The 23461-nt window shown below is 68.0% G+C and carries 25 protein-coding genes and 3 tRNA genes; 5 read left to right on the top strand and 23 right to left on the bottom strand.

Annotation, left to right across the window (positions count from 1 at the left end; translation table 11 throughout):
* Positions 1-52: 52 nt before the first annotated feature.
* From rplK to ACIA12_RS27600, 4 genes are all read right to left on the bottom strand, one after another.
* Positions 53-484, bottom strand: coding sequence for a 50S ribosomal protein L11 (rplK, locus tag ACIA12_RS27615; RefSeq protein WP_363697556.1), 432 nt, complete (start codon positions 482-484; stop codon positions 53-55).
* Between the two features lie 12 nt (positions 485-496).
* Complete coding sequence (gene nusG, locus ACIA12_RS27610) at positions 497-1612, bottom strand: transcription termination/antitermination protein NusG (RefSeq protein WP_396369976.1); 1116 nt, start codon at positions 1610-1612, stop codon at positions 497-499.
* A 59-nt stretch (positions 1613-1671) separates the two neighbouring features.
* The gene (gene secE / locus ACIA12_RS27605) at positions 1672-1914 is read right to left on the bottom strand and encodes a preprotein translocase subunit SecE (RefSeq protein WP_328329499.1); all 243 of its coding nucleotides are present in this window, start codon (positions 1912-1914) and stop codon (positions 1672-1674) included.
* 55 nt (positions 1915-1969) lie between these two features.
* Positions 1970-2042, bottom strand: a tRNA-Trp gene (locus tag ACIA12_RS27600).
* A 293-nt stretch (positions 2043-2335) separates the two neighbouring features.
* Between ACIA12_RS27600 and ACIA12_RS27595 the strand changes: the two genes are divergently transcribed.
* The 3 genes from ACIA12_RS27595 to ACIA12_RS27585 all read left to right on the top strand — a co-directional run bounded on the left by ACIA12_RS27595 (position 2336) and on the right by ACIA12_RS27585 (position 6040).
* Complete coding sequence (locus ACIA12_RS27595; protein ID WP_396369975.1) at positions 2336-3529, top strand: pyridoxal phosphate-dependent aminotransferase; 1194 nt, start codon at positions 2336-2338, stop codon at positions 3527-3529.
* An 86-nt stretch (positions 3530-3615) separates the two neighbouring features.
* A complete protein-coding gene (locus tag ACIA12_RS27590; protein WP_396369974.1) occupies positions 3616-4656 on the top strand; it encodes an adenosine deaminase in 1041 nt (346 codons plus the stop codon).
* A gap of 16 nt (positions 4657-4672) precedes the next feature.
* Positions 4673-6040: a TrpB-like pyridoxal phosphate-dependent enzyme gene (locus tag ACIA12_RS27585; RefSeq protein ID WP_396369973.1), complete on the top strand. Its 1368-nt coding sequence runs from the start codon at positions 4673-4675 to the stop codon at positions 6038-6040.
* Here the strand turns inward: ACIA12_RS27585 and ACIA12_RS27580 are convergent.
* Complete coding sequence (locus ACIA12_RS27580; RefSeq protein ID WP_396369972.1) at positions 6037-6543, bottom strand: hypothetical protein; 507 nt, start codon at positions 6541-6543, stop codon at positions 6037-6039. The two genes, ACIA12_RS27585 and ACIA12_RS27580, sit on opposite strands and share 4 nt — an antisense overlap.
* A 127-nt stretch (positions 6544-6670) precedes the next feature.
* On the opposite strand from ACIA12_RS27580, the gene ACIA12_RS27575 reads away from it, so the two are divergent.
* Complete coding sequence (locus ACIA12_RS27575) at positions 6671-8011, top strand: hypothetical protein (protein WP_396369971.1); 1341 nt, start codon at positions 6671-6673, stop codon at positions 8009-8011.
* A gap of 7 nt (positions 8012-8018) precedes the next feature.
* On the opposite strand, the gene ACIA12_RS27570 is transcribed toward ACIA12_RS27575, so the two are convergent.
* The 7 genes from ACIA12_RS27570 to ACIA12_RS27540 all read right to left on the bottom strand — a co-directional run bounded on the left by ACIA12_RS27570 (position 8019) and on the right by ACIA12_RS27540 (position 12734).
* Positions 8019-8267: a hypothetical protein gene (locus ACIA12_RS27570; RefSeq protein WP_396369970.1), complete on the bottom strand. Its 249-nt coding sequence runs from the start codon at positions 8265-8267 to the stop codon at positions 8019-8021.
* Complete coding sequence (locus tag ACIA12_RS27565; RefSeq protein ID WP_396369969.1) at positions 8267-9262, bottom strand: hypothetical protein; 996 nt, start codon at positions 9260-9262, stop codon at positions 8267-8269. The genes ACIA12_RS27570 and ACIA12_RS27565 overlap by 1 nt, the downstream gene beginning before the upstream one ends.
* Before the next feature lie 5 nt (positions 9263-9267).
* On the bottom strand, positions 9268-9924 hold the full coding sequence (locus ACIA12_RS27560) for a hypothetical protein (RefSeq protein WP_396369968.1): 657 nt from the start codon (positions 9922-9924) through the stop codon (positions 9268-9270).
* Positions 9924-10568: a hypothetical protein gene (locus tag ACIA12_RS27555; RefSeq protein WP_396369967.1), complete on the bottom strand. Its 645-nt coding sequence runs from the start codon at positions 10566-10568 to the stop codon at positions 9924-9926. Before ACIA12_RS27555 ends, ACIA12_RS27560 begins: the two co-directional genes overlap by 1 nt.
* A 257-nt stretch (positions 10569-10825) precedes the next feature.
* On the bottom strand, positions 10826-11908 hold the full coding sequence (locus ACIA12_RS27550) for a UDP-N-acetylmuramate dehydrogenase (protein WP_396369966.1): 1083 nt from the start codon (positions 11906-11908) through the stop codon (positions 10826-10828).
* Positions 11905-12315 carry a MaoC/PaaZ C-terminal domain-containing protein gene (locus tag ACIA12_RS27545; protein ID WP_396369965.1) on the bottom strand — a complete coding sequence of 137 codons (411 nt, stop codon included), beginning with the start codon at positions 12313-12315 and terminating at the stop codon, positions 11905-11907. The genes ACIA12_RS27550 and ACIA12_RS27545 overlap by 4 nt, the downstream gene beginning before the upstream one ends.
* A complete protein-coding gene (locus tag ACIA12_RS27540; protein WP_343976261.1) occupies positions 12312-12734 on the bottom strand; it encodes a MaoC family dehydratase N-terminal domain-containing protein in 423 nt (140 codons plus the stop codon). The genes ACIA12_RS27545 and ACIA12_RS27540 overlap by 4 nt, the downstream gene beginning before the upstream one ends.
* Before the next feature lie 107 nt (positions 12735-12841).
* Here ACIA12_RS27540 and ACIA12_RS27535 point away from each other — a divergent pair, with 107 nt between their 5' ends.
* Positions 12842-13570 carry a hypothetical protein gene (locus tag ACIA12_RS27535; protein WP_396369964.1) on the top strand — a complete coding sequence of 243 codons (729 nt, stop codon included), beginning with the start codon at positions 12842-12844 and terminating at the stop codon, positions 13568-13570.
* 3 nt (positions 13571-13573) lie between these two features.
* On the opposite strand, the gene ACIA12_RS27530 is transcribed toward ACIA12_RS27535, so the two are convergent.
* The 11 genes from ACIA12_RS27530 to ssuE all read right to left on the bottom strand — a co-directional run bounded on the left by ACIA12_RS27530 (position 13574) and on the right by ssuE (position 23452).
* Positions 13574-14431 carry a phytanoyl-CoA dioxygenase family protein gene (locus ACIA12_RS27530; RefSeq protein ID WP_396369963.1) on the bottom strand — a complete coding sequence of 286 codons (858 nt, stop codon included), beginning with the start codon at positions 14429-14431 and terminating at the stop codon, positions 13574-13576.
* Between the two features lie 130 nt (positions 14432-14561).
* Complete coding sequence (rpmG, locus tag ACIA12_RS27525; RefSeq protein WP_020388160.1) at positions 14562-14729, bottom strand: 50S ribosomal protein L33; 168 nt, start codon at positions 14727-14729, stop codon at positions 14562-14564.
* A 51-nt stretch (positions 14730-14780) separates the two neighbouring features.
* Positions 14781-14854 (bottom strand) — tRNA-Met (locus tag ACIA12_RS27520).
* Between the two features lie 49 nt (positions 14855-14903).
* Positions 14904-14976: transfer RNA gene (locus tag ACIA12_RS27515), tRNA-Thr, on the bottom strand.
* 122 nt (positions 14977-15098) lie between these two features.
* Positions 15099-16145, bottom strand: a complete 1047-nt coding sequence (locus ACIA12_RS27510) for an LLM class flavin-dependent oxidoreductase (RefSeq protein ID WP_396369962.1) — start codon at positions 16143-16145, stop codon at positions 15099-15101.
* The gene (locus ACIA12_RS27505; protein WP_396369961.1) at positions 16142-16921 is read right to left on the bottom strand and encodes a DUF1684 domain-containing protein; all 780 of its coding nucleotides are present in this window, start codon (positions 16919-16921) and stop codon (positions 16142-16144) included. Before ACIA12_RS27505 ends, ACIA12_RS27510 begins: the two co-directional genes overlap by 4 nt.
* On the bottom strand, positions 16918-18030 hold the full coding sequence (locus ACIA12_RS27500; protein ID WP_396369960.1) for an LLM class flavin-dependent oxidoreductase: 1113 nt from the start codon (positions 18028-18030) through the stop codon (positions 16918-16920). The genes ACIA12_RS27505 and ACIA12_RS27500 overlap by 4 nt, the downstream gene beginning before the upstream one ends.
* A complete protein-coding gene (locus ACIA12_RS27495) occupies positions 18020-20020 on the bottom strand; it encodes an FAD/NAD(P)-binding protein (protein WP_396369959.1) in 2001 nt (666 codons plus the stop codon). The genes ACIA12_RS27500 and ACIA12_RS27495 overlap by 11 nt, the downstream gene beginning before the upstream one ends.
* The gene (locus ACIA12_RS27490; RefSeq protein ID WP_396369958.1) at positions 20017-21330 is read right to left on the bottom strand and encodes an NtaA/DmoA family FMN-dependent monooxygenase; all 1314 of its coding nucleotides are present in this window, start codon (positions 21328-21330) and stop codon (positions 20017-20019) included. Before ACIA12_RS27490 ends, ACIA12_RS27495 begins: the two co-directional genes overlap by 4 nt.
* Positions 21327-22400, bottom strand: a complete 1074-nt coding sequence (locus ACIA12_RS27485; RefSeq protein WP_396369957.1) for an LLM class flavin-dependent oxidoreductase — start codon at positions 22398-22400, stop codon at positions 21327-21329. The genes ACIA12_RS27490 and ACIA12_RS27485 overlap by 4 nt, the downstream gene beginning before the upstream one ends.
* Entirely contained in the window at positions 22397-23452 is a 1056-nt protein-coding gene (gene ssuE, locus ACIA12_RS27480) for an NADPH-dependent FMN reductase (protein ID WP_396369956.1), read from the bottom strand. Before ssuE ends, ACIA12_RS27485 begins: the two co-directional genes overlap by 4 nt.
* Positions 23453-23461 lie beyond the last annotated feature (9 nt).

Below are 23461 nucleotides of genomic sequence, written 5' to 3'. Positions count from 1 at the left end.
CTCGCCCTTCCACTCCTGCTGGCTCACCGAGGTGAACCGGAAAGAGGTACTGCTACTTCTCGATCGTGACGCCCATCGAGCGCGCGGTGCCCTCGATGATCTTCATCGCGGCGTCGATGTCGCGCGCGTTCAGGTCGGGCATCTTGGTGGTGGCGATCTCGCGGACCTGGTCCTTGGTGATCTTGCCGACCTTGTCCTTCTGCGGGACGGCCGAGCCCTTCTGCAGGCCCGCGGCCTTCTTGATCATCTCCGGCGCCGGCGGCGTCTTGGTGATGAAGGTGAAGGTGCGGTCTTCGTAGATGGTGATCTCGACCGGCACGACGTTTCCGCGCATGGATTCGGTCTGGGCGTTGTACGCCTTGCAGAACTCCATGATGTTGACGCCGTGCGGACCGAGCGCGGTACCGACCGGCGGGGCCGGCGTCGCGGCGCCGGCCTGGAGCTGCACCTTCACGAGGGCAGCGATCTTCTTCTTGGGAGGCATTCTCTCGGGTCCTTAGACTTTCTGGATCTGGCTGAAGCTGAGTTCCACCGGGGTCTCCCGGCCGAAGATCTCCACCAGCGCCTTGATCCGCTGGGCGTCGGCATTGATCTCCGTGATGGTGGCGTGCAGGGTCGCGAACGGCCCGTCGACGACCATGACCGAGTCGCCCACACCGAAGTCGGCGACCTCGACCTTCTTCTTGGCCGCGGTCTTGGTGGGTGCGGCACCGGTCTCGGCAGCCGCCGCTTCGGCCGCCGCCACGACGGCCGGAGCGAGCATCTTCTCGACCTCTTCGAGGCTGAGCGGGACCGGCTTCTGGCTGTTCCCGACGAAGCCGGTCACCGACGGCGTGTGCCGCACGGTCGACCAGGACTCGTCGGTCAGGTCCATCCGGACCAGCACGTAGCCGGGGAGCACGGTGCGCTTGACCATCCGGCGCTGCCCGTTCTTGATCTCGGCGACCTCTTCGGTCGGCACGACGATCTCGAAGATGAAGTCCTCCATGTTCAGGGAGTTGATCCGGTTCTCGAGGTTGCCCTTGACCCGGTTCTCCATCCCTGAGTACGTGTGCACCACGTACCAGTCGCCGATCTGGGAGCGCAGCGTGGCGCGCAGCTCCTCCAGCGGGTCGCCCGGCTCGGCCGGCTCGACCTCCTCGGCTTCGTCCTCGTCCGCCTCATCGGCAGAGTCGTCACCGGCGGCGGAGAAGACGACCTCGTCGACCTCGGGCGCCGCCTCGGTGGTGTCGTCCGGAGCCGTCTCGGCGGTCTGCTCGGCAAGCTCGTCCGCGGCGTCGTCGATGTCGGCCTCGGTGACCACCTCGGCGTCCTCCGCGTCGTCGGCGGCCGCTACGACCACCACCGGCTCGTCGTCGGAGTCGTCCGCGTCGGCCGCGCCGTCCTCGGCCTCGTCGTCGGCCGCGTACTCGCTCTCGGCGGCCAGCGGTACCTCGTCATCGTCGCCGACCTCGACCTCGATGTCCTTGAACAGGTCGTCGTCGTCATCGTCGTCGGAGTCGTCGAAACCCAAGTCGAGATCGAGGTCGTCGTCGGAGTCAGCGGTTACGTCGAACTCGTCCTCGTCGAGGACCTCGTCGTCGCGCTGGTCGGACACGTTGTACTCCGTCATCTGTGCATCGGGTGGTGGAACCGGGGGCTCCGGCTGTGCTGCGGGCGGCGGCTGTGGCGTCAGCCGAAGATCTTGAACATCGCCCAGCCGAAGGCGAGGTCGAGCACCGACACGATCGCGATGACGAACACCACGAAGGTCAGCACGACCACGAAGTAGGTGGACAGCTGCTTGCGGGTCGGCCAGACCACCTTGCGGAGCTCGGCGACCACCTGGCGGTAGAAGCGCAGCAGGCGGTTCCCGCCCTTGCTCTCCGCAGGCTTGCCGGCGCCGGACGGTGCCGGGGTGCGCGTCTCCGTCACGACCTACCTCTTTCGCTAGCGGCGGCCTGACCGGCCTTGTACCGATCAGGATTTGCAGGGCACGAGGGACTTGAACCCCCAACCTTCGGTTTTGGAGACCGATGCTCTGCCAGTTGAGCTAGTGCCCTCTGCAAAGTTCCGAACGCCGCTGGACCTGATCTCGGGCATGCCGAGTCAGGGCCATCAACGCCCGGACTAGAAGAGTGTACGGGGTCGGAGCCACCTGGTCGAACTGAGCCCCAGGCTGCTCCGGGTCCCCGCCACGGCGGCGAACCTCCGTGGACTTCGGGCCGGGCGTCGTACTGCGGGCAGAACCTTACCGTCTCCACGCCCATGCCAACGCCAGGGGGGCCACCATGGTTCCGGTCACCTGGCGATACCCGGATGTGACCACCGGCCGGTCAGTGCCAGGATGGGGCCCATGGTCTCCCGCATCTCCGCACGTATCGGTGCAATCAGTGAATCGGCCACCCTCGCTGTCGACGCGAAGGCAAAGGCTCTCAAGGCGGCCGGCCGCCCGGTGATCGGCTTCGGCGCCGGTGAGCCGGACTTCCCGACCCCGGACTACATCGTGGAGGCCGCCGTCGTGGCCGCCCGCGATCCCAAGAACCACCGCTACAGCCCGGCGGGTGGTCTGCCCGAGCTCAAGCAGGCCATCGTCGAGAAGACGAAGCGGGATTCCGGCTACGAGATCGAGGCGTCGCAGGTCCTGGTGACCAATGGCGGCAAGCACGCGGTCTACAACACGTTCGCCACCCTGCTCGACCCGGGCGACGAGGTGCTGCTGCCCGCGCCGTACTGGACCACGTACCCGGAGACGATCCAGCTGGCCGGCGGCGTACCGGTCGAGGTGCTGGCCGACGAGAGCCAGAACTACCTGGTCACCGTCGAGCAGCTCGAGGCGGCCCGGACCGAGAAGACGAAGGCACTGCTGTTCTGCTCGCCGTCCAACCCGACCGGCGCCGTGGACACCCCGGAGGCGATCGAGGCGATCGGCCGCTGGGCGCTGGAGCACGACATCTGGGTGATCACCGACGAGATCTACGAGCACCTCACCTACGGCGACACCAAGTCGACCTCGCTGCCCGTGGCCGTACCGGAGCTGGCCAACCAGACCGTTGTGCTGAACGGCGTCGCCAAGACGTACGCGATGACCGGCTGGCGGGTCGGCTGGATGATCGGCCCGAAGGACGTCATCAAGGCGGCGACGAACCTGCAGTCGCACCAGACCTCGAACGTCTGCAACGTCGCCCAGCGGGCCGCGATCGCCGCGCTGACGGCCGACCTGAGCGCGGTCGAGGAGATGAAGGTTGCCTTCGACCGGCGGCGCAAGCTGATGGTCCAGCTGCTCAACGACATCCCCGGCATCGAGTGCCCGGAGCCGACCGGCGCGTTCTACGCGTACCCGTCGGTCAAGGGCGTGCTCGGCAAGGAGATCAACGGCAAGGTCGCGAACACCTCGACCGATCTGGCCGGCATCATCCTCGACGAGGTCGAGGTCGCCGTCGTTCCCGGCGAGGCGTTCGGCGCGCCCGGGTACCTGCGGCTGTCCTACGCCCTGGGCGACGCCGATCTGACCGAGGGCATCGGCCGGATCGCCAAGCTGCTCGGCTGACCATCCCAGGCTGACCACTCCTAGCTGGCCACCCCTGACAGACCGCCCGGTTTCTTCTCCGGGCGGTCTGTCGGTAACCTTCTGTAATGACGGATCGGGACCTGCGGCTGCTGCCGAAGACCCACCTGCACCTGCACTTCAGCGGTTCGATGCGGCACCTCACGCTGGTCGAGCTCGCCGACAAGCACGGCGTCCGGCTGCCCGACGCCCTGCGCACCGACTGGCCGCCGCAACTGTCCGCGGCCGACGAGCGCGGCTGGTTCCGCTTCCAGCGCCTGTACGACGTCGCCCGGTCGGTACTGCGCACCGAGGACGACGTCCGTCGCCTGGTCCGCGAAGCCGCCGAGGACGACCGCGCCGACGGCTCCCGCTGGCTGGAGATCCAGGTCGATCCGTCGGGGTATGCGAGCCGTTTCCGCGGCATCACCGAGTTCACCGACCTGGTACTCGACGCCGCCCGCGACGCCTCCGCGAGCACCGGGATCTCAGTCCAGGTCGTCATCGCCGCCAATCGCACGCGGCATCCCCTCGACGCCCGGACCCTGGCCCGGCTCGCCGCGCAGTACGTCGGGCGCGGAGTGGTCGGCTTCGGCCTGTCCAACGACGAGCGACGCGGTACTACGTCCGAGTTCGCCCCGGCGTTCCGGATAGCCCATCATGCGGGTCTGCTGGCCGCACCTCATGGCGGCGAGCTGTGCGGTCCCGCGACCGTTCGGACGTGCCTCGACGAGCTGGGTGCCGGCCGGATCGGGCATGGGGTGCGAGTCGTCGAGGACCCCGACCTGCTGAAGCGAGTGGTCGACGCGCAGGTCGCGCTGGAGGTCTGCCCCGCGTCCAACGTGTCGCTGGGTGTCTACCGGCGACCGGAGGACGTGCCGCTGCGGCAGTTGTACGAGGCGGGCGCCCGGATTGCGTTGGGAGCCGACGACCCGCTGCTGTTCGGATCGCGGCTGGCCGAGCAGTACGAGACCGCCCGCAGCGTGCACGGCTTCACCGACGTCGAGCTGGCCGGCCTGGCAAAGGGCTCGGTGCTCGCGTCGACCGCGCCACCCGAAGTACAGAAGAGTTTGCTCGGTGAGATCGACACGTGGCTCGGCGTCGACACTCTGGAAAAGGCTGGGCTGTAGGCCTTACTTTGCGTGCATGACGCCGACGAAGATCCTGTTGCCCGAGGATGAGCTGCCGACCCGCTGGTACAACGTGCTGCACGATCTGCCGACGCCACCGCCGCCGGTGCTGCACCCGGGCACCGGGCAACCCGTCGGGCCGGACGATCTTGCGCCGCTGTTCCCGATGGACCTGATCATGCAAGAGGTCTCGCAGGAGCAGTACATCGACATTCCCGGCGAGGTGCTCGACGTCTACCGGCTGTGGCGGCCGAGTCCGCTCTATCGGGCGCACCGGCTGGAGAAGGCGCTCGATACCCCGGCGCGGATCTACTACAAGTACGAGGGCGTCTCACCGGCCGGGTCGCACAAGCCGAACACGGCCGTGCCGCAGGCCTACTACAACGCCAAATCGGGGGTCCGGAAGCTCACCACCGAGACGGGCGCCGGCCAGTGGGGAACCGCGCTGGCGTTCGCGTGCGCGCAGTACGGGCTGGACTGCGAGGTCTGGCAGGTGCGGGCTTCGTACGACCAGAAGCCGTACCGGCGGACGATGATGGAGGTGTTCGGAGCGACCGTGCACCCGAGCCCGTCGGACCTGACCGAGTCGGGGCGGAAGATCCTCGCCGAGAACCCTGACTCCACCGGGTCACTCGGGATCGCGATCAGCGAGGCCGTCGAGATGGCGATGGCCGATCCGGACGTGCACTACGCGCTCGGGAGCGTGCTCAACCACGTGCTGCTGCACCAGACGATCATCGGCGAGGAAGCGCTGATGCAGCTCGGGATGGTCGGCGAGACTCCCGACGTACTGGTCGGCTGCACCGGTGGTGGGTCGAACTTCGGCGGGCTCGCGTTCCCGTTCCTGCGGGAGAAGTGGGCGGGCCGAATGGCTCCGGTCGTACGCGCCGTGGAGCCGGCCGCGTGTCCGTCGCTGACGCAGGGCACCTACGCCTACGACTTCGGCGACACGATCGGGATGACACCGCTGATGAAGATGCACACGCTCGGGCACGACTTCGTCCCGGACCCGATCCACGCCGGCGGGCTCCGGTACCACGGGATGAGCCCGCTGATCAGCCACCTCTACGAGACGGGCGAGATCGAAGCGATCGCCAAGCCGCAGTCGGAGTGTTTCGCGGCCGGCGTGCTGTTCGCGCGGTCGGAGGGGATCGTGCCGGCGCCGGAGCCGACGCACGCGCTGGCCGCGGCGATCGAGGAGGCGCAGCGCTGTAAGGAGTCCGGCGAGGAGAAGGTGATCCTCACGGCGCTTTGCGGGCACGGGCATCTGGACCTGGCGGCGTACGACGCCTATCTCTCGGGCGCGATGACGGACCGGGCCTGGGACGACGCCGACTTGCAGGCTTCGGTCGCTGCCGCGCTGGAGAAGCTGCCGGCCGTCTAGAAGCGGCGCCACCAGGGTTTGGGGGTCTTCGAGGGGGCGCTGAGCCAGTCCTCGGGGACCGCCCAGCCCTTGGCGGCGATCGCGTCGAAGTACTGGATCTTGAGGGTGTCCGGCAGCCAGTACGTCGCCCTGCTCTTGTCGGTCACCTCGAAATAGGTGGTCCGGCGACCGCGACTCCAGACGGTCGCCAGGTCCGAGCAGTATGCGAGCCGGGTGAAGTCCCAGCGGGCCTGCGGGTCATCCAGGTCGTAGCTGCGCTCGGCGACGACCAGGAGCCGGCGCTGCCGTTCCGGTTCGTTGCCGATGGCATCGATCAGGTCCCGGACGACGGCCCGGTCGTCGGTCATCTCCTCCGGCAGGTACAGCTGTCTGGGGTCCAGGGACGCCGTCTCGAGCCGGGGCCGGGCGACCTCGAGGAAGGTCTCCAGCAGGGCGAACGCCTCCTCGGCCCGCCCGAACCGGCGCAGCTCGGCGCGCAACGTCGTGACTGCTTCTTCGGCCATCTGCCAAAGCCTAAGCGGGGTTGGGAAACGGGGCAGCTCGGGGCATCGCGGGGCAGCTTGGGGCAGGTAATCCACAACGGGCCTGAAGACCGTCGCGGAGCGTGTCCGGGCACCTACAGTTACCGCCATGCCAGAGTCGAACGAGTTGTTGCGAGCCGCCCGGGAACGGACCCCGTCCCCCAACACCCCGGGCGCGCACCTGTCCCGCGCGGAACTGGCCGAGGCGGTCTGCGCCTGGCTGTGGGCCACCACCGACACGCGGTACGAGCTGGACGGGCACTACATCGCCAAGCTCGAACGCGGTGCGGTGCGCTGGCCGAACGCGGCGTACCGGGCCGGGCTGCGCGAGGTGCTGAACGTCGCCACCGACAGCGAGCTGGGCTTCGGCCAGGTCGGGACGTCGGGGCCGCTGGCCCCGGAGCTGACCAGCTGCTCGATGGCCGGGATGGAGGACGAGCTGATCGACGCGGGCGACCAGTCGGTCTCGCTGCTCGCGCTGGCCGAGGAGTCGAACGTGGGTGGCCTCACCGTCGAGCAGCTGCACGCGGACATCCAGCGGATCGCGCAGAACTACCTCAAGGTGCCGACCAAGGCGCTGTTCCAGCGCAGCCTCGCCGTCCGCGACCGTGCCTTCAAACTGCTCGGCGGCCGGCAGCCACCGCAGCAGACCCGCGACCTGTACGCCGCTGCCGGCTGGGCCCTGACCCTGCTCGGCTGGATGTCGGTCGACCTGGGCCGGCCGGAGGTCGCGGAGAGCCATACCCGGACGGCCTGGGCGTGCGCCGACGCCTCCGGCTACGACGAGCTGCGCGCCTGGGTCCGCGCCACCCAGCACACGGCTGCCTTCTGGCAGGACGACATCGGCCACGCGGTGGACTTCGCCCTGGACGGCCTGCGGTACGCCGCTGGTACCTCCGCACTGTTCCTGGCGTCGGCCGCCGCCCTGGACCTGGCCCGGGCCGGCCGGACCGACGAGGCCCGCGTCATGCTCGACCAGGCCAAGCGCACCACCCCTGACCCGTCGGCACCCGAGCTGGGCGGCCTCTTCCTCTGCACACCGGAGCGCGCCGAAGGTCTGTGGTCCGACACCTACCTGACTCTGGGCCAGCCCGACCTGACCCTGGAGCACGCCAACCGCAGCATCACCCTCTTCGAGTCCGCTCCCCACGCCCTGCGCAACCACGGCTCCGAACGCATGACCCGCCTCCAGCAGGTCAAGGCCCACCTCCTCCTGGGCGAGCTGGACGGCGCCCGGGAGACTCTGAGGCCGGTCCTGGAGACCCGTACGGAGTACCGGATGCATCCACTCGTCCACCGGATCAGCGAGGTGGCCGCGATGACCACCGCCTCCAGCTACGTCGACGAGCCGCGGGCGCAGTCCATGCGCAGCCTCATTCTGGACTTCACCCGCGCCCCGGCGACGCTTCTCAGCCCCATGGACCACGAAACCGGCAAGGCCCTGACCTGACCGGCTGTCAGTTCCCCGTGAGGATGGCGATCAGATAGAGGATCACGAGAACGGCGACGTTCAGCCCGGCCCCGAGAATCGCCGGTCCAGGGGTCCTGCGAAGAAGGACCAGAGCCACCACCACACCCAGCAGAGCCACTGGGAGAGCGACGATCACCCCGAACAGCAGGCCCAGGATCAGCGCCAGCACCGCCAGCCCGCCGGCGACCAGCATGGGCCGTCCTCGCACGGCCGAGGCATTCGTCGTCGACATCATCAGACCTCCGCCTTGTTCTTGCGGTGCCGCAGAAACTGCCGAAGCCCGAACGTCAGCATCACCAGTGCGACCGGGACGATCAACCACCAGCGTACCCGATCGGGACCTCGCGGACCGGCCAGAATGGTGATCTCACCGCCCGCCGGATTGTAACTGCCCAGCGCCCGGACACCGACCCGGTATTCACCCGCGCTCTCCACCTTGATGACGAATTTCCCGCGTATTCCCGCACCCACCGCGGAGAATTTCTGATGGGATTCCCCGACCACCGACATTCCCGATCGCAATGGACTCAGTTCGACGTCGATCGGGGCGTCGGGATGCCCACCGCGGCGGCTGAGCCCGAACGGGACCTCGATGGTCTCGCCGACCGCCGCCACCAGGGCCTTGTCCGGAGTACCCAGCCCGATCTCGGTCGGCTGGGCCTTGGTCAGTTCGAGGCCGGAGGTCGGCAGCACCTCCACCGAGGTCAGTCCGGCGGCCTTCTCGGCCTCGATCCGGAACGTCAGCACGTTCACCTTGCCCGGGATCAATCCACCGTCCTGGGCGTAGTTCACGAACTGCTCGGTCACCTCGGCCGCGTCCGTCGTCCGGGTCCGCCGGCCGCCGAGCAGGGACAGGCTGCTCACGGTCGCCTGTCCCTGCTCGACCGAGTAGTCCACCCGGGCACCGGTGAAGCCGTTCATCTCACCGAGTACCGCCCATTCGCCGCGCGCCTGGGCGGCGAACCGCAAGCGCAGGTCCAGCTTGATCAGGTACCAGTCCGGCTTGCCGTTGGCGGCACCCTCGGGAAGCCGGAACTTCACGTCGTAGCGCTGACCTTTGGCGCCGACCAGCTGGACGCCGCTCCGCGCCGCCGGGTCGAGCTCGGCGACCGGCCACGACGCCTTCGAGGACTCGATCAGCACCGGGGCCGGCGCCTCGGCCGCGCTTGCGACCGAGGCGAAGCAGGGCAGGACGAGGCCGAGCACCAGTACCGCCAGGACTCTGCGCATGCCACTCACATCCGGATGTAGGTGGCGTACCCGTCGCACTGCCAACGGTGTTTCTTGTTGTGCGGATCGAGGTGGTACGGCTCGTAGTTGTAGAAGTAGCTGTAGTTCCGCAGCACCGTGTACCCCTTGTTCGCGAACCGGTTGGCGACGTCGGCCTCGGTGCCGTTGGTGTCCCCGTAGTAGTCGGCGCAGAGTTCGTTGAAGTCCTTGTGCGTCGTCGCGAAGACCCAGTAGCCCAGCCCGGTGGTGTACATCCGGTCGTCCGAGTCGGCGTAGATCCGGAAGTGCCGGGTGTCACCGAAGCAACTCGGGGTGTCCGTCTTCGGTCCCCGGTCGGAGTCGAAGTAGCCGCCGGCACCATCGTTCATGTAGGCGTACATCGAGCCGCCCGAGAACGGGTACGAATACCGCATCGCCGAGGAGGTCTTCACCTTGTCGACCTCGGCGTTGTTGTAGAACAGCAGCGTCACGTTCCAGTCGACCTTGTCCCAGCCGGCCCCGACCTTGGTGGTGAAGTCGTAGTTCCAGAACAGGTCGGTACCCATCCGCAGCCCGTGCGCGTTGCCTGCCTCGGCGGCCCGGGCGATCATCGGCCCGGAAACCGAGCTGACCAGAACCAGGGCGCCTGCCAGCGCGGCCAGCCGCTTGAATCGCGTTCGCATCACTGATCACCGTCTCCCGTCGGGGTCGGCCGCGGTGTCAGCTCCGGGCCAGGAGTGAAGATGGCGCCTTCGGTGGCGATCGGATCGACCTCGACCACCGTCTGGGTGTCGAAGGAGACGATCATGGTGAACTTCTGCAGGTTCGTCAGCTTGACCTGGATGGTCGACGGCTGGCCGTCAGCGGTCAGCACCGGCAACCGCGACATCAAGGTGTTGATCGGCCGGCTCATCGTGATGTCGTAGATCGCGCCGTGCATCACGCCGGTGTCGTCGTCTCGCCAGGCACCGAACTGGTCGACCGTGTACGGAATCTCGGCCGCACTCTTCTTCTTGAGCGCGTTCCCCAGTACCGGGCTGTTCTGCATGATCGTTTCGGCCTTCACCCGTTGAGCGGCGGTGAGCGCGTACCGCTGGTTCAGCGTCGCGATGTCGCTGCTGGCCGCACCCGCGTTCGGATCGACCGGCACACTGCCGGTGGCATCCGGGGGCTGTCGCAGGTCCACCTGCCCCAAGTCCGGACTGCCCGGTTTGACCACCGGGTCGCCGTCGGCCACCGCCAGGTCGGCGATGGCGTTGGCGGCCGGCGTGAAGCCCACCGCCAGTGCGGCAACCGCCGCCAGCGCGAGTATTCGTTTTCTCTGCATCGTGTTTCCACCCCTCGCAGCTCCGCCCGGAGGAGAAAATGGTCGCGGGGACACGCGACGGCGCAGCTGCGGCGCGGCACGAAAAGGAATCGCGGCCAATGCAATACCGCGAATTCCGGTTGCGCTGAGACTGGGTCTGTGCGAATTCGGGCGGACTTACTCGCACACGAATACAGCGTCATTGCAGCGAAAACCCCGCGCAAGAGCACGGCACTGCAACAAGCAGCAAGCGCATCGCCGATGAATCGATCAGCGCGTCAGAGGCTGCAGTTCACCAGCACCGGTTCGTTGACGAGCGTGATGTTGAAGGCGTGGTGGACCTGGGTCCGGACGTGGGTGGCCAGGGCCAGGAGTTCCTTGGCGGTGGCGTTGCCCCGGTTGGTCAGCGCCAGGGTGTGTTTGCTGGAGACGGCGGCGTCGCCGATGGAGAAGCCTTTGGCGATACCGGCGTGTTCGATCAGCCAGGCGGCGCTGGTTTTCACCCGGCCGTCGGGTTGGGGCCATTGGGGGGCGCCGGCTGGGACGTCGGCGGTGGCGTCGAGGAGGGGGTTGGTGAAGAAGGAGCCGGCCGACCAGGTGTCGTGGTCTTCGGGGTCGAGGACCATCCCTTTGCTGCGGCGGAGGGCGAGGACGGCTTCGCGGACCTCGGTCATCGGGGCTCGGGAGCCGGGCTCGACGTCCAGGGTGCGGGCGAGTTCGGCGTACCCGATCGGTGCGGACAGGTCGCCCAGGGGGAGCTGGAAGGCGACCTCCAGTACGGCGTACCGGCTCGGGTCGGCCTTGAAGCGGGAGTTGCGGTAGGTGAAGCCGCAGTCGGCGGCGAAGATCGTCCGGACCGCGTTGTCGACGCGGTCCCAGACGCGTACGGAGGCGATCGTCTCGGCGACCTCGTGGCCGTAGGCGCCGACGTTCTGGACCGGTGTCGAGCCGGCCAGGCCGGGGATGCCGGACATCGACTCCAGGCCGCTCCACTCCTCGGCGATCGCGCGCTGGACGACGGCGTCCCAGTCCTCGCCGGCCTGGATGTGGATCATCGCGCCGGAGCAGGCGTCGGCGTCGACCCGGATGCCGCGGGTGGCGATCTTGATGACCGTGCCGCGGAAGCCTTCGTCGCCGATCACGACGTTGCTGCCACCGGACAGCAACAGCACCGGCTGGGCCGCGGCGTCCGCCTCACGGATCGCGTCGATCAACTCCTGCTCGCTGGTCACCTCGACCAGGCGATCGGCGGGACCGCCGATCCGCAACGTGGTGAACTCCGCCAGCCGGACGTCCTCGGCAACGGATGCCGTGCCAGGCGCGGCGGTGCTCGCGGGGGTGGAGGGCTGCGGAGTGGTCACGGGAGGCGCACTACCGCTCGGGCTCGGCCCAGGACTTTTTCTTCGCCGGCCAGAGCGGTGATGTCGATCTCGGCGTGGCCGTCGGTCAGCTTGTCGACCTTCGCCGAGAAGGTGACGGTGGCGCCCTTGTCGTCATCCGGTACGACGACGAACTTGGTGAACCGCACCCCGTACTCGATCAGGTCCGCCGGGTCGTCGAGCCAGTCGGTGACGACCCGGGCCGCGCTCGCCATCGTGAGCATGCCGTGCGCGATCACGCCGGGCAGCCCGAGGGCCGCGGCCATCCGGTCGTTCCAGTGGATCGGGTTGAAGTCGCCGCTGGCACCGGCGTACCGGACCAGGTCCTCGCGGCGCAGCGTGACGGTCAGCGGCGGCAGCTCGGTGCCGACCTCGACCGGGCCCCTCACGAGTCCGCCCGGTTGTGCGAGATCGTCGACGTGGAGGTGGCGATCGGCTCGCCGTCGACGGTGGTCAGCGCGGTCTCGTACATGATCACCTCGACGTCACCGGCCTTGCGCACGGTGGTGATGGTGGCGGTCGCGGCGATCTCGTCGCCGGCCTTGATCGGGCGGGTGTAGCTGAACTTCTGCGCGCCGTGCACGATCCGGTCCAGCCGCAGCCCGAGCTCCTCGTCGGCCAGCAGCTCCAGCAGCGCCGGGTTGGCGACCATGAAGGCGAAGGTCGGCGGCGCGACCGCGTTTACCCCCCGGTACGCCGGGTTGGGGTCGCCGATCGCGTCGGCGAACTCCCGGATCTTCTCCCGGCCGACCTGGTAGGACTCGGCGGCCGAATAGCTCCGGCCGACCATCGTGGCGTCGATCGTCATGTCCAGTAACCCTACTGGCAGACTGTGACCAGAGTGCCGCCACCCACTCCTCCCGAGATGGAAAGGGCAGGACACGCGTGACGGCACGACGGGGAGGTGTAGCCGCTTTGGCGCGCTACGCCCCGAGGTACGGGCTGGAGATCGGTGAGCCGACCGGGACGGACTGGCTCCGAGTCGATCGGTTGCTCGAACCGGATGGTCCTGAGCTGACAGAGCTGCTCAAACGCGACCACGACGCGAGCGACCACGTCTCCGCCCACGCGAACGCGCTCAGCCTGATGTCCTTCTACGCAGGCCGCGCCCCAGCGACTGCCCTGCTGCTCTGGGCCCTCGAAGGGCGCGTACTCGACATCCGCCCGCACAACCTCTGGGTGAAGCCCCACGACGGCCACGGCATCGCGTCCGTCGCCATCCGCTCGGCCGACTTCCTCCCCGGCGGCCTGCAAACCCTGTACGACGTGGTGCTGACGCAGCACCTGCTCCCCCTCTCAGCCGAGCTCCACCGCCGCACCCGGGCCGGCCTGCGCCAGCTCCACGGCGGCGTGGCCGCTGGTTGCGCGATGGCCTTCTGCGCCGCCACCCGCGAGCAGGAGACGGTCGCCCCATCCTTCCTCCTAGAACGCTGGCAGACCTTCGTCGCCAAAGCTCCAGCCGGCCTCGCCCGCCTGGGCGACGTCACCGAGGCCGCCGGCAAGCTCGTGTACCTCCGCAACACCTGCTGCCTCTACTACACGAGCACCAAAGGCTGCGGCACGGTCTGCGGCTCCTGCTGCCTAACCCCTCGCCAAGACCGCCTGACCGCCTATGAGGCCGGCAAACCCATCCTTACCGTCTGATGGTCAGCCTTCGGCCTCGCCCATCACCAGGCCCTCGATAGTGTGCTTCTGGTTGATCGGTACGAGTCGCTCGACCACCGGGCAATGCAGATGCTCCCGGATCTGCTGCGGAAGGCGGTCCCAGTAGCCGGTGGTGACGGCCAGATCGTGCCGCTCCGCATTGCCTGCGCCGGGCGCGTCGAGCCCGAGGACGAGCACCGGCCGAGACAGTTGCGAGCGGTTCTCGGTCCCACGGTGGATCGTCAGCGCCGACCTGATCGAGATGTCACCCATGCGGGGGTACTTCCGGACGCCCAGCTCCTGATACCGGCCGTAGTGGTCCTTCGGCGGAAACATGCCGTGCTCGAACTCGTCGCTGTCATCCCATTGGGTCCCCGGCGCGATCTCGAACGGGCCCATCTCGTCGGTGGTGTCGACCGTCGTCACGTTGACCGCCAGCGACGTCAGCCGTCGCTGTGTCCGCGTCGGCTCCGGCATCGGGAAGTCCCGGTGCCACGGCTGGTACTGCGCGCCGGGCCCTGGTACGTCGAACCCCACCTCGACGATCTCGTACTCCGGTCCGAGCACTTCCTCGGCGACCGCCGTGATCCACGGGTGTCCGGCCAGGTCCGCGAATCCGCGCAACTGCTCGGGATGGATCTCCACGTAGTACCGGTGCGGGCCGCGACCGACAGCCCCGCCGGGACGCTCGAGGGCTTCGTGGAACGCGACCTCGACGTCCTCGCCCAGGCGGCGCACCCACTCGCGGCTGAAGGCGCCCTTGAAACCGGTGATGCCCTGGTCGTAAATCTGCGCCACCGCCGCCGCGCGCTGCTCCCGGGTCAGCGGCTCGGCCGCGACGAGAATCTCCTGATCAGCCATCTCGCCCTCCTCACCAGTCGGTTCGGAAGCCAGTCTGTGCAGAACTTCTACAACGTTGCAAGACCCTGGTGAGGACAGCAAAAAGGCCGCTCGCGATGCGAGCGGCCCTGGTGCGGAGAGTAGCTGGAGGTCAGCGGGTCTCGCGGTGGTCGGTGTGGTCGTTGCAGCGGGCGCAGTACTTCTTCAGCTCAAGACGGTCCGGGTCGTTGCGCCGGTTCTTCTTGGTGATGTAGTTGCGCTCCTTGCAGACCGTGCACGCAAGGGTGATCTTCGGGCGGACGTCGCTTGCCTTAGCCATTACTGCCTCTTTTGTTGGGAACGCGCAACTGGAGTGATCGCGTTCTCGAAGTAGCGGGGGCGGGAGTCGAACCCGCGACACCACGATTATGAGCCGTGTGCTCTAACCACCTGAGCTACCCCGCCGGGTAAGTCCGCCATCCCACCCGGCGAACCGGGTGGGACGCGATCTCTGAGCCCCTTTACGGAATCGAACCGTAGACCTTCTCCTTACCATGGAGACGCTCTGCCGACTGAGCTAAAGGGGCGGGCCGAGGAGAGAGATTACACGGTCTCCCGCCCCGATGTGAAATCGGGGAAGAAGTGCCTTGCAGGCCCCTCGTTCCGACCAGAGAAGCATACCGGTTCCCGGGAGTGCTTCCGACCAGTTTTAGCCCTGATTCCAGACGCGCGAGGGGTACGACGCCCGCAGTACCGGTACGACCTCGGTGACGAAGGTCTCGACACTGGCCTTGTTCTCCTCGTCGGACAGGCCGGCGACCTCCAGCGAGACGCCGGACAGCTCGTGCCCGAACGCCTCCTGGTACCGCCCGAACTTGTCGATCACCTGCTCCGGCGACCCGACCAGCACGGACCCCTGCTCCAGGAACTCCTCCAGCGTGGTGAACGGCAGCTTGTTGTGCTTGGCCCCCGGTGAGTCCATGAAGGCGTCGAAGATCGGCCGGTACCCCTCCACCGCCTCCTGCGAGCTCTTCTTCACGTAGAGCCCGTTGAACCCGGCCCCGACCACCGCATCGGCCGGGTCGTGCCCGTACGCCTCCCAGCGCTCCCGGTAGTGCCGAATCAACCCTGCGTACTTCTCCATCGGGTGGAAGCCGTTCGCGGAGAACAGTGGCTCTCCCCACTTCGCCGCGAGCTCAGTGGACTCCGTGGACGACGCAGAGCCGTGCCAGATCGGCAGCGGCGACTGCAGCGGCCTCGGTTGAGTAGTGGCATCCACAAGCGAGGGCCGGTAGGTACCGGACCAGGACACCGACTCCTCTCGCAGTAGCCGCCGCAGCAGCTCGTACTTCTCCCTGTTCCGGTCCCACTGCCCGTCGAGGTCGTACCCGAACAGTGCGTTCTGATCCGGGTCGTTGCCCTTGCCGATGATGATGTCGAGCCGCCCACCCGACAGCTGGTCAAGCGTCGCGTAGTCCTCAGCAACCCGCACTGGGTCCAGCAGCGACAGCACGGTCACAGTGGTGAGCAGCCTGATCCGGCTGGTCGACGCAGCGATGTAGGAGAGCACCACCGGCGGCGAGGAGGAGATGAACCGCTGCGCATGCCGCTCCCCCACCCCGTACCCGTCGAAGCCGAGCTCCTCCGCCCACTGCGCCTGCCGGACCACGTGCTGGAACCGCTCGTACGTCGAGAGCTGGCGACCGCTGATCGGGTCCGGCGAGTTGTCGATCAGCGTGTACGTACAGAACTTCACCTTGGACTCTTCTCCCCGGCTGTCACTGCCAGCGCCAACTGGTTGCCGGTGACGGGCGCTGGGCAGGTGCCGTAGTCGGTGAAGGCGTACGGCAGGTTGATGGTCCGGTTGAAGTCCACGACCACGCTGCGGTCGGCCTGCACCGGTCCAGTCGTCACTGTGCGCCAGGGAGTCGTCTCACCCCCGTTGGTCTCGTCATGGAACGACAGCGACACCTTCCCCTCCCCCGCAGCGGTCGCCACCAGCTCGTACGCCGAATCGCCCAGCGCCAGGTGAACCGTCCCGATGGCCGTCACGTGCTGCCGAAGGTCAGGGCGAGCAGTAGCCACCTCGACCCGCACAGGCTCGTCGTACGGGCTGAAGTGGCCGGTGACCACCCAGGACGGGTCCACCGCAAAGGTGGGCACCCCGCTGAAACCGGCTCGGGTAGCAGCGCGTGGGTCTCGCTGACGGATCGCATAGCGGCCTCCGCGCAGTACTAGCTCGACCAGCTTGTCGCCGTGCAGCAGCCAGCTCAGGGACCCGGCCTCGGCGACGCTGGCAGAGACACTGCCCTTCACCGGCTCTCCATTCAGGGTCAGACCGTCAACCGCCGTCACATGAGCCAGGCCGTCAGCAGTCCACCACTGACCGGGCAGCCCCGGGAGCGCAGACGGTGAATCAGCCAGCCAGTTGAAGGCGACGATGGTGAGCCAGCCGTAGTCGGTGTTCAGGTCCTGCTCTCGCAGCGAGTGCCAGGTCTGCCAGTCGTGTTCCAGCTCGGTCGTGATGGTCATGAGGCCAGGTCCTCTCTGGTGGCGTTCTCGCGGCGGGCGACTTCCTCGCGGACGAGCGGGATGACATAGCGGCCGAAGTCGACGGCGTCGTCGTAGATGTCGTAGCCGCGGGCGGAGAAGATCCGTACGCCGAGGTCGTAGTAGTCGAGCAACGCGGCGGCGACCGTCTCCGGCGTACCGACGAGTGCGGTGGAGTTGCCGCCGCCACCGGTCAGGCCGGTCGGTGCGGTCCACAGCGCGCGGTCGTGCCGCTCACCGGCCTCGACTGCCTTCAACAGCCGCTGGGAGCCGGCGTTCTCCGGCGTCTTGCGCGGATCGCGGTACCGACCGCGGGTGGCTCCACCGGCCTGTGCGTCCTTGATCCGCCCGAGGATTCGCTCCGCCTTCGCCCAGGCGAGCTCCTCGGTCGGAGCCAGGATCGGCCGGAACGCGATCTGGATGGTCGGCCTGGGGCGCCCGGCCTTCGCGGCCTCCGCGTCGATAGTGGCCAACTGTTCGGCAGTACCGGCCAACGGCTCGCCCCACAGCGCGAAGATGTCCGCCTCGGACGCCCCGACGGCATAGGCCGCCGCCGACGAGCCACCGAACGAGATCCGCGGCCGCGGCTGCTGCAACGGCTTGATGTCCGCCACGAACTGCTCGAACTGGTAGTGCTCGCCGGCGAAGTCGAACCGCTCGTCCGAGGTCCAAGCCCGCTTGACGATCTGGATGAACTCCCGCGTCCGCGCGTACCGATCGTCCTTGGCCAGGAAGTCACCCTCCGCGGCCTGGTCGGCCATCGACCCACCAGTGATCACGTGTACTTCGAAACGCCCACCACTGAGGTGGTCCAGCGTCGCAAAGGTCTTCGCCGTCAAGGTCGGATAAGCCACGTTGGGCCGATGCGCCACCACCAGGTTGATCCGCTCGGTCTTGCTCGCCACGTACGCCGCGACCTGCGACGGATCGGGCGAACCCGAGTGGTAGGCGAACAGGATCCGGTCCCATCCGTTGTCCTCATGTGCCCTGGCGAGCTTGGCGGTGTACTCGAGATCGAGGGCGCCACCGGTTCGCGGCGTGACCTCGCTGGCCGGGTTCGTACCGGCGATACCGAGGAACTCAACTGGCATGACGTCGACCTGCTTTCTCGGACTGGACAGCGACTAGCTGAAGGAGTTGACGGGCGACCGCGTCGTTCTGGCGGAAGCCCGGACCGTTGAAATGTGGGCGGGAGAACCCAGAGGATCCGGCCGAGCCGGACACCGAGGGGCCGAGCAGGAACAGTGATGGATGGACCGAGCCGTCGGCCTTGATCGCGCGGCACTCGCCGTCGGCCTTGAGCTGGCCGCCGCCCAGGCTCGTACCATCCGAGGCGATCAGCTCGTCGGCGGCGAGCAACCCCGACTTGAGCAGCCCTTTCAGGAGAGGATCGGGAGTCGCGAGGACATCCGGTCGCGGCAGCCGCGCCTCCACGAAGGCGCGGGCCTCGATCTCCCTGGGCAGGGCCGGGCTGGACGCCACGAAACGATCGTTGCGCAGAGCAACATCCAGCGATGGGCCAGCGAAGCGAACCAGTCCGGCGCGATGCAGGGCGAGGAGCTCCTCCAGCCGCCGTGGCGGCGGACCGCTGGCCACGAAGGAGAAGAAGCCGTGCCACTCGGTCTCGACGTGCCGGACCCGGTCCTCGTCGGAGAGCCGGCCCTCGGTGATCGCCACCGAGAGCACGCTGTAGACGCTCAGCAACGCGTTGAAGACGGCGAGATCGGCCGAGTAGGAGGGATCGGCGCGCCGGAGCAGGTCGGTCTCGATCAATCGCACCAGTTCGCGGTCCAGCTGGCCGGGGTCTTCGAAGGTGAGTCCCGCGAGTGGCTTGTCGACGTCGGCCAGGACGAAGCGGTCGTCCGGTGACGGCACGGCCTCGTTGACGGCAGCAACGAATTCAGGGGCCGATGGCAAGGTTCGGTCGAGGACTTCGAAGAACTGCTGCCAGGGCCATGCGGTTCGCTCGGGGTGGGCCAGGAAGAGCTGTTGGTAGTGGGCGAAGGTGAGTTCCTTCTCGACCAGCGGGCGGACCTGGGAGACGTAGTCGAGTACCTCGTCGCCCAGGTCGTCGAGGGCCGCCTTGGTCAGGTACCGGGTGGGGACGGGGGTCGTGCCTGCGACGGTGTAGCCGAGTTTGGCGTGGTACGGGACGCCGCGGCGCGAACCGACGTACAGGATCGGTTCGCTGCCGGAGGGGTTGTACTCAAGGCGGCCGCTGCAGCTGTCGTACCAGCCGCCGCGTCCCTCCGTGAGAAGGACCATCAGGTCGATGAACGCCTGGCCGAAGCCGCGCACGATCACGGGCTCGGCCGGTCGCAGAGCGCTCAGGTCGACGTCGGCGGTGTAGCCGGGCGGGATGTAGGTCAGGCCGGCTGACGAGGCGGCGTCCGCCAGCGCCGCCTCGTCAGCCGTCGGCACCCGGTCGAGATAGCCGAGAGCGAGGACGACGAGGTCCGCCTCCAGCACCTCCCCGGATGCCAGCTCTACGCGGTTGCCCCAGCCGGAGGTCAGCGACACCGCACGTTCCAGGTGGGTCGTGACACTGACCTGAGCCGGCAGGGAACGGATGACCCGATCCCAGACCCAACTCAGATATTCCGCCTGCAACAACCGAGGCGGAAAATCCATCGGCCCGGTCGTCTCCAGCCCGGCTTCTTCGAGGATCGTCGCCCCCACCCCGTTCGCCCAGGTCGCCAGATCCGGCCCCGGCACGATCGGCCCCTCACAAACCACCGACTCATCCGTAAAAATCGTCACATCGGACGCCATCGAGTTCATCCACAACAACCGCGACTGCTCCCGCCGCCAAATCCGCCCCCCACCCGCGGGATACGGGTCGACAACATGGATCTCCACCTCGCGATCCCCCAGCAATTCCCCAGCACTCGCGGCAAATCGCTCAAGCAGCCCCACCGTCCTAGGTCCACCACCCACGAAGACGATCGCCGCCGCGCGATCGCCGCCCGCGCCGCCTGCGGCGGCACGGGCGGAGGAGAGGAGCGCCGCGGAACCTCCGCTGGGTGTGGATGCCTGGCGTCGGGCCGAGCGGGCTGACCAGGCCTCGGGTGAGGTGGTCATGCGTCGAGTCCGAGGTGGTGGCGGAGCGTAGTACCGGTGTATTCCGAGCGGAGGACGCCTCGGTCGCGGAGTAGCGGGACTACCTGGTCGACGAAGTCGTCTAGGCCTCCGGGGGTTAGGTGGGGGACGAGGACGAAGCCGTCGGCGGCGTCTTCCTGGATGTGGCGGTTCATGGCGGTGGCGACTGTTGACGGTGAGCCGATGAAGGTTTGGCGGTTTTGCTGGTTGATGACGGTTTGGCGGAGGGACCAGTTGTGGGCTTCGGCCTGCGCCCGCCACTCGGCGACGATCGGCCCGGGGTCGTTGTAGCCGACCCGCCCCTGCGTGACTGCAGAACCGACGACGGGATCCTCGGCAGGCAGCGGGCCATCGGGGTCGTACGACGAGAGGTCCCGGCCCCAGAGGAGTTCGGCCAGGACGATCGCGGTTGGGCCTGATACCTGCTGTTCGCGGATGTACTGCGCCTTGTCCGCCGCCTCGCGATCGTTGTCGGCGACAACCACCGTCACCGCCGGCATGATCTTCAGCGAATCCTCCGACCGCCCGTACTGCGGCAGCCGCGCCTTCACGTCCTTGTAGAACGCCTGCCCCGCCTCGAAACTCCCATGCCGGCTGAAGATCACATCCGCACCCTCGGCCGCGAAGTCCCGTCCCTGATCGCTGTCCCCGGCCTGGATCACCACCGGATGCCCCTGCGGCGACGGCGGCAACCCGAACCGCCCACGGATGGTGAAGTGGGCGCCCTCGTCCGCGAAGGCCCCAGCGCCCTCACGAGCGAAGACCCCACCTTCCTGGTCGAGCACGAGTTCGGACGACCATGAATCCCAGAGCTTCCGGACCACCCGCAGCGCCTCCTGCGCCCGGACATACCGATCGCTCTTGTCCAGATACCCACCGCGCCGGAAGTTCTCGCCGGTGAACGCATCCCACGAGGTGACGACGTTCCACGCGGCGCGCCCGCCTGAAAGGTGGTCGAGCGTCGCGAGCCGCTTGGCCAGTTCGTACGGCTCGTTGAAGGTCGAGTTCACCGTCGCCGCGAGCCCGAGGTGCGTCGTCACCGCGGCCAGCGCGCTGAGCACCGTCAGCGACTCCGGCCGGCCGACGACGTCGAGGTCGTGGATCCGGCCCTTGACCTCGCGCAGCCGCAATCCCTCGGCCAGGAAGAAGAAGTCGAAGGTCCCCCGCTCGGCCGTCTCCGCCAGGTGCCGGAACGACGCGAAGTCGATCTGCGACCCCGACTCCGGATCGGACCAGACGGTCGTGTTGTTGACGCCCGGAAAGTGCGCCGCCAGGTGGATCTGCTTCGTCATCTCCCACTCCCCGCATACCGATTGGCCGGCCGCTTCAGCCCGAGCCGGTTCCGCAACGACATCGCCCGCTCCACCGCCGGCTCGAGCAACCCGCGCTCCCGCAGCAACGGCACCAACTGCTCCGCGATCACCGGTACGTCGAGCTCGAGCGAGGCCGGTCGCAGATGGATCCCGTCCACGCCGGCCGCGTTCCAGCCCTCGATCAGCTCGGCCAGCCCCTCCACACCGCCGGCGTAATCAACCGGAGCACCGGCAGCCCGTCGTACCGCCGAAGCTTCATCGAGCAGCACGCTCACGGACAGCAGCACCCGAGGAGTGAGACTCGCGGCCCGTACCGCGGCCAGCCGATCGTCGAAATCAATTGCCCCCGGCAACAACACCAGATCCGCATCCGCGGCTGCTTGCAACGCCTCGAAGGAACTCAGCCGTACCGCGGTCAGCGGGTGCCCCTGCGGCGGCCGCGGCACGATCGACGGCCCCTTGATCGAGAACGACGGCGAGCTGTAGTCGACGTAGTGAATGCGATCGCGATCGATGAACCGCCCACTGGCCGCGTCTCGGATGATCGCATCGTCCTCCCACGAGTCCCACAACCGACGGCTCACATCGACGACGTACCGGGCCTCCCGCCAGGTATCGGCAGCCTCCGCCGGCTCCCGGCGACCGATGACCGCGGCCGCCTCCGCACTCGTCGACACCTCAACGAGCCACCCCGCCCGCCCCGCCGAGACATAGTCGAGGGTGGCAACAGACGCCTGTACATGGAACGGCTCCGTGTGCGTGACCGTCACCGTCGGGATCAGCCCGATCCGATCGGTCGACGGCGCGATCCGGGCGGCCAGCCCCAACGCGTCCAGCCGCGCGCTGACCCGCGTCGGGTCATCGGCCGGCGCCTCCAGCGTGTCCACGAAGGTCGCGAAGTCGATCCCCGCCGCCTCCGCCCGCTGGACGGCACGCAAAGCCAGCTCCCCGGTCAGAATCGCCGACGGATCCACCGAGGCGCCTCGCCAAGCAGCAGGATCGCTGCCGGCGCCGTCGATCTCGATGGCCGTGATCAGTCGCCGGCTCATGACGCCACCTGCAAGCTCACCGGCAGGTTCTTGCTGAACGGCAGCGGCCCGATCGAATCCGGATCGGCGTTCACGTCGAACTGCGGCTCGAACCCGGCCGCCAGATACAACGCACTGGCCTCCGGCTGCCGCGGCCCGGTGGTCAGGTACAACCGCCGATAGCCGAGATCACGAGCCACCACCTCCAACTCGGCCAGCACCCGCCGGCCGAGTCCTTGCCGTCGATGCAGGTGCGAGGTCCACATCCGCTTCACCTCCGCGGTCTGATCGTCGTACCGGCGAATGGCGCCCCCGGCAACGGTCTGCCCGCCGTGCCGCAGCAGGACGAACGAGCCACCCCGCTCGGCATGGAAATCCGACGGCGGTACCTCGGTCAGCAACGTGTGATCGTTCGAACGCCCGTACCGCGTGCTGTACTCGACGACCAGGTCGGCCAAGAGCGGCGCGGCCTCCGGGTCCTCGGGTCGTGCCCGGACGACCTCCAACGCTGAGGGCTGGACCGGCAAACTCTCCACCACCTGCGACCCCTCCACCGTGGACAAGAACGCCTCGGTCACTTGATAGAGCGGTACCGACGCCTCCGGATCGAGCAGCAGCCCGCCGCCGTCATACAGGCGGATGTGCGACGACAACACGAACCACCCCTGCCCGATCGAGCCCGCGCCGAGGCTGGTGAGTACCGGCCGGAGCGCGTAGTCGATCACCAGCACATGAGCCGGTGATCCACCCGTTGCCAACGGCAACACAGGCTTGCCTCGCAAGGCGTACTGCGGGAGCAGGTCGAGGAACACCTTCAGCAGTCCCGCGTACGCCGCCTTGTAGACCGGCGTCGTCACCACCACCGCATCGGCAGCGGCCAGCGTCTCGACCGCCCGGGCGATCGCCGGGTCGTCGGCCTGTCCTCGCAGCAACGGCGAGGCCGGCAGGTCGCGCAGGACGATCGGCGTGACCCGGTGTCCGTGACTGAGCAGCCGCTTCGTCACATAGGAGAGCACCGCGTCGGTCCGGGACACATCGGACGGACTGCTGGAGATGGTCGCGATAGTTGCCATGAGCCCCTT

The sequence above is a fragment of the Kribbella sp. NPDC051620 genome, assembly GCF_044453825.1.
Taxonomy (GTDB): domain Bacteria; phylum Actinomycetota; class Actinomycetes; order Propionibacteriales; family Kribbellaceae; genus Kribbella.
Note: the sequence above shows the minus strand (reverse complement) of the source record. Positions and strands in the feature narration are given on the sequence as shown.

Excerpts from the sequence above, each read along its gene's own strand:
- rplK (WP_363697556.1), bottom strand. The coding sequence starts at position 484 with ATGCCTCCCAAGAAGAAGATCGCTGCCCTCGTGAAGGTGCAGCTCCAG.
- nusG (WP_396369976.1), bottom strand. The coding sequence starts at position 1,612 with ATGACGGAGTACAACGTGTCCGACCAGCGCGACGACGAGGTCCTCGAC.
- ACIA12_RS27595 (WP_396369975.1), top strand. The coding sequence starts at position 2,336 with ATGGTCTCCCGCATCTCCGCACGTATCGGTGCAATCAGTGAATCGGCC.
- ACIA12_RS27590 (WP_396369974.1), top strand. The coding sequence starts at position 3,616 with ATGACGGATCGGGACCTGCGGCTGCTGCCGAAGACCCACCTGCACCTG.
- ACIA12_RS27585 (WP_396369973.1), top strand. The coding sequence starts at position 4,673 with ATGACGCCGACGAAGATCCTGTTGCCCGAGGATGAGCTGCCGACCCGC.
- ACIA12_RS27580 (WP_396369972.1), bottom strand. The coding sequence starts at position 6,543 with ATGGCCGAAGAAGCAGTCACGACGTTGCGCGCCGAGCTGCGCCGGTTC.
- ACIA12_RS27575 (WP_396369971.1), top strand. The coding sequence starts at position 6,671 with ATGCCAGAGTCGAACGAGTTGTTGCGAGCCGCCCGGGAACGGACCCCG.
- ACIA12_RS27570 (WP_396369970.1), bottom strand. The coding sequence starts at position 8,267 with ATGATGTCGACGACGAATGCCTCGGCCGTGCGAGGACGGCCCATGCTG.
- ACIA12_RS27565 (WP_396369969.1), bottom strand. The coding sequence starts at position 9,262 with ATGCGCAGAGTCCTGGCGGTACTGGTGCTCGGCCTCGTCCTGCCCTGC.
- ACIA12_RS27560 (WP_396369968.1), bottom strand. The coding sequence starts at position 9,924 with ATGCGAACGCGATTCAAGCGGCTGGCCGCGCTGGCAGGCGCCCTGGTT.
- ACIA12_RS27555 (WP_396369967.1), bottom strand. The coding sequence starts at position 10,568 with ATGCAGAGAAAACGAATACTCGCGCTGGCGGCGGTTGCCGCACTGGCG.
- ACIA12_RS27540 (WP_343976261.1), bottom strand. The coding sequence starts at position 12,734 with ATGACGATCGACGCCACGATGGTCGGCCGGAGCTATTCGGCCGCCGAG.
- ACIA12_RS27530 (WP_396369963.1), bottom strand. The coding sequence starts at position 14,431 with ATGGCTGATCAGGAGATTCTCGTCGCGGCCGAGCCGCTGACCCGGGAG.
- rpmG (WP_020388160.1), bottom strand. The coding sequence starts at position 14,729 with ATGGCTAAGGCAAGCGACGTCCGCCCGAAGATCACCCTTGCGTGCACG.
- ACIA12_RS27505 (WP_396369961.1), bottom strand. The coding sequence starts at position 16,921 with ATGACCATCACGACCGAGCTGGAACACGACTGGCAGACCTGGCACTCG.
- ACIA12_RS27500 (WP_396369960.1), bottom strand. The coding sequence starts at position 18,030 with ATGCCAGTTGAGTTCCTCGGTATCGCCGGTACGAACCCGGCCAGCGAG.
- ACIA12_RS27495 (WP_396369959.1), bottom strand. The coding sequence starts at position 20,020 with ATGACCACCTCACCCGAGGCCTGGTCAGCCCGCTCGGCCCGACGCCAG.
- ACIA12_RS27490 (WP_396369958.1), bottom strand. The coding sequence starts at position 21,330 with ATGACGAAGCAGATCCACCTGGCGGCGCACTTTCCGGGCGTCAACAAC.
- ACIA12_RS27485 (WP_396369957.1), bottom strand. The coding sequence starts at position 22,400 with ATGAGCCGGCGACTGATCACGGCCATCGAGATCGACGGCGCCGGCAGC.
- ssuE (WP_396369956.1), bottom strand. The coding sequence starts at position 23,452 with ATGGCAACTATCGCGACCATCTCCAGCAGTCCGTCCGATGTGTCCCGG.